Origin of the sequence: Synechococcus sp. CCY9201, from assembly GCF_034931105.1 — a bacterium.
Taxonomy (GTDB): Bacteria; Cyanobacteriota; Cyanobacteriia; order PCC-6307; family Cyanobiaceae; genus CBW1002.
Genome location: NZ_JAYGIC010000019.1, coordinates 1 through 3733 on the forward strand (window position 1 = coordinate 1; position 3733 = coordinate 3733).

A 3733-nucleotide genomic window follows, 5' to 3' on the forward strand; every position below is an offset into this window, starting at 1 on the left:
CCAGGAGCTGGGCCGCACCCCCACCGTCACCGAGCTGGCGGTGTTTGTCGAACTGCCGGAAGACGAGGTCAAGGAGCTGCTCTGCCGGGCCCGCCAGCCGGTCAGCCTGGAAACCAAGGTGGGCGACGGCGATGACACCGAACTGCTCGACCTCCTGGCCGGTGATGGCGTGTTGCCCGAAGAGCTGGTGGATGGCGAATGCCTGCGCGGCGACCTGCGGGCCCTGATCGAACGCCTGCCCGTGATCCAGGGTCGGGTGCTGAAGATGCGCTATGGCATTGATGTGGAGGAGCCGATGAGCCTCACCGGCATCGGTCGGGTCCTGGGCATCAGCCGCGACCGGGTCCGCAATCTCGAACGCGATGCCCTGGCCGGGCTGCGCCGCCTCAGTGAGGCGGTGGAGGACTACGTGGCCTGCTGAGCTCAGGCCTGGATCGGCGGCCACCAGCAGGTGGTGGCGATCAGGTCCGCTTCCGAGAGATTGGCACTGCGGCGCAGCTCCGCCTCGCGGCTTTCGATCACGGTGTGATGCAGGGCTTCTCCCATCACACCGGCAAGCAGGTCGTCACGGCGTAGGTGCTCGACGGCTTCGCTCAGCTGGCGAGGCAGCCGGGCCGGTGCGGCCGGATTCTCACCGGTGTCAGTCAACCCCAGGCGGGCGGGGTCGCCGACCACCGGTGGCGGCAGGGGACTGGGATGGTCGATGCCATGGACCATGACCGCCAACAGAGCGCCCAGCAGCAGATACGGGTTGGCGGCGGCATCCACCACCTTCAGCTCCAGGTGGCTGCTTTCCTCAGGGCCGCCCGGGATCAGCCGCAGGGCCGCTTCCCGGTTTTCCACCCCCCAGATCTGGAAGGGAGCTGCCCAACGCCCCGGCACCAGACGCCGGTAGGAGACCGCCAGCGGGGTGGCGATCGCCAGCAAGGCTGGCAGCCGCTCCAGCAGCGCGGCCAGAGCGCCCTGGCCGGGGGTGGTGAGACCTCCCGGACCGTTGCCACCGCCGAACAGGGGCACTCCGTCGCGTTCAAGACTGAGATGCACATGGCCACCGTTTCCCACCCGCTCCGATGACACCATCGGGCTGAAGGAGGCCCGCCAGCCGAAGCGGAGACTCACCCGCTGGATGATCAGCCGGGCGCACACCAGCTGGTCGGCGGCCTGGAGCGGATCGGCAGCCGCCAGGGACAGTTCGAACTGGCTGGCACCGTATTCCGGGTGGATCTGGAGCCAGGGAAGGCCGGCGGCGTCCAGGGCGGCGGTGATCGCGCTGAGGTAGTCGAGCCCCTCGATCAGGCGGTCGGCGCCATAGGGGCTGCCGCCAATGGTGGGGCTGAGATAGCCGCCCACACCGCTGGGACTGCCCACCACCCATTCGATCTCGAAGCCGGCGTTCACCGTCAGACCCGCCATTGCCGCCGCATCGCCCTGGAGGCGGCAGAAGCTGCGCTGGTCAGCCGCGTAAGGACTGCCGTCCTGCTCGAAGCGATCGCCGGCCAGCCAGCCCCAGCCCGACGCGACATCCAGCAGCACCAGGCTGTCGAGATCCGGGATCAGCCGCAGATCCCCGTCCGGGCGGGCCAGGGACTGGAGGCCATCGATGCCGCCGGTGGCACCGAAGCCATCAGACACCGGTGAGAAACCCACCCCACTGGCGGCCACCTGGGGCAGGCGGGCCAGGGGGATCCCTTTGACCAGGGGCAGGCCGCCGTGGTTCACGAAGGTGATCGCCAGCTGGCGCAGGCCGCGCTGCTGCAGCTCCGGCAGCAGGAGCCTGGCGCGGGCCTCCGCTCGCTGGGCGAGGCTCGGGTGACGGCTCCCGGGAATAGCCATGGGCGGGCGGGCTGGAACGTTCAGGATGGCGCCGCCGCCCTGCGCTCGTCAGCCTGGGCGGAGCCGCAACGCCCGTGATGGCCCCCTCGCCCCTGAACTCCAGGCCGCCGGTTCCTGACCGCGCACTCAGGGCCGGCCAGCGGGCCCTGCTGCTGGTGGATCTCCAGAACGGCACCTGCGGTCCCGAGCTGATGGAGCGGCGACCGGCCTTCCTGGAGCGCTTCCAGGCCAGAACGCTGCCATGCCTGGAGCGGACCCTGGCCCTGGCCAGGAACCAGGGCATCGAGGTGATTCACACGGTGATCGCCAACCTCACCCGCGATGGCCGCGACCGCAGCCTTGATTACCAGCGCTGCGGCATGGGCTTTGCGCCAGGTTCCAGGGAGGCACAGGTGATCAGGCCTCTCACCCCTGATCCTGACGAGATCGTGCTGCCGAAAAGCTCCTCCTCCCCCTTCTCCTCCACCGTGCTCGACTATCTGCTGCGCAACCTCGGCGTGCGCGAGCTGATCGTGGCCGGTCTGCTCACCGATCAGTGCATTGACCACACCGTCAAGGACGCGGCCGATCGCGGCTACCAGGTGATCTGTCTGACCGATGCCTGCCAGGCGGAAACACCCGAACGCCATGAGGCCGCCCTGGCCTGTTTCCAGGGCTACGGCCGCCAGTGCAGCGTGGCGGAGTGGGCGGTGTCGCTGGGGGAGGCTTGAAGCCAGAGTGAGGCGACCACGGACGCTTGGTTCTGGCTTCCTCCGTCTCCACCCCCCGGCCGCCGCTGCACCGCAGGGCCTGGTTCTGGTGGCTCACCCTTCTGGCGATCTGGCTGTTGGCCACCCTGTGGGATCGCAGCTGGCTCGCGGCCGATCATTCCATCCCCGACTGGGACGAGGCCGACTACCTCAACAGCGCAGTGGACCACGGCCGGGCCCTCGGGTTGTTGCCTGGCGGTGGCTGGCCGGGCTGGGACGGGTTGCTGGATCTCTCCCCCAAGATTCCACCCCTGGCCTCCCTGGTGAACGGCAGCATCATGGCCCTGGTGGGGGATCGGCCGGATCAGGCGGTCGGCGGCCTGGCGGTGTGGCACGGCCTGTTGCTGGTGGTGGTGGCCTGCTGGGGGCGGCAGCTGGTGTCGCCCGGCTTCGGGTTGCTGGCCGCGGCCCTCACCGCCCTGCTGCCCGGCCTGGCTGAGTTGCGCCTGGTCTTCACCCTCGATCTGTCCCTGGCCGCCACCACGACTTTGGCGCTGTGGCTGCTGGGTCGCTGGCAGGCGCCCCAGGGGGGGCTGTGGCGCCAGAGCCTGCTGGCGGCCTTGGCGGTGGCCGCGGCAGTGCTGGTCAAGCAGAGCGCCCTGCTGGTGCTGCTCGGGCCCTGCTGCTGGGCGGCGTTGCGCGGACTGGGCCAGCCCGGACGGCGGCTCCAGGCGCTGGCGGCGCTGGCGCTGGTGCTGGCGGTCTGTCTCCCCTGGCTGCACCACAACTGGATCACCACGATCGGTGGCACCAACCGGGCCGTGATCGAGTCGGCGGCGGCGGAGGGGGATCCGGCCGTCTTCAGCCTGACAAGCCTGCTCTGGTATCCGCGGCTCTGGCCCCAGCAGCTGGGACTGCCCGTGCTGGCCATCGCCCTGATCGGTGGGCTGATCGGCCTGCTGCCGGTGCTGCGCGATCCCCAGCGCCGTTGGGCCCCCCTTCAGGCTCTGCGGCGACCCGTGCTCCAACTGCCGACGGGATGGCCATGGCTGATCGGCTGCAGCCTGTCTGGCTGGGTGCTGATCACCCTCAGCCCCAACAAGGATCCCCGCTACATCGCGCCACTGCTGCCGCTGCTGGCCCTGCTGCTGGCCCGTGGCTGGTGGAGCTTCGGCCTGGCCCTGAGACAGCGGGGCGGCCCGCGGCTGGCG

4 protein-coding genes are annotated in these 3733 nt (G+C 70.1%); 3 read left to right on the plus strand and 1 reads right to left on the minus strand.

Annotation, left to right across the window (positions count from 1 at the left end):
• Nucleotides 1-421: sigma-70 domain-containing protein (locus VB716_RS01805; protein WP_323269572.1), on the plus strand; the 421-nt coding region annotated here is incomplete at its 5' end.
• 2 nt (nucleotides 422-423) lie between these two features.
• Here VB716_RS01805 and VB716_RS01810 read toward each other — a convergent pair.
• Nucleotides 424-1833, minus strand: coding sequence for a glutamine synthetase family protein (locus tag VB716_RS01810; RefSeq protein ID WP_323269573.1), 1410 nt, complete (start codon nucleotides 1831-1833; stop codon nucleotides 424-426).
• Nucleotides 1834-1910: 77 nt separating this feature from the next.
• Here VB716_RS01810 and VB716_RS01815 point away from each other — a divergent pair, with 77 nt between their 5' ends.
• Both VB716_RS01815 and VB716_RS01820 read left to right on the plus strand, forming a co-directional pair.
• Nucleotides 1911-2543, plus strand: a complete 633-nt coding sequence (locus VB716_RS01815; RefSeq protein ID WP_197157599.1) for a cysteine hydrolase family protein — start codon at nucleotides 1911-1913, stop codon at nucleotides 2541-2543.
• A 26-nt stretch (nucleotides 2544-2569) separates the two neighbouring features.
• Nucleotides 2570-3733 (plus strand): glycosyltransferase family 39 protein (locus VB716_RS01820; RefSeq protein WP_323269574.1); only part of this gene is annotated, 1164 nt, incomplete at its 3' end.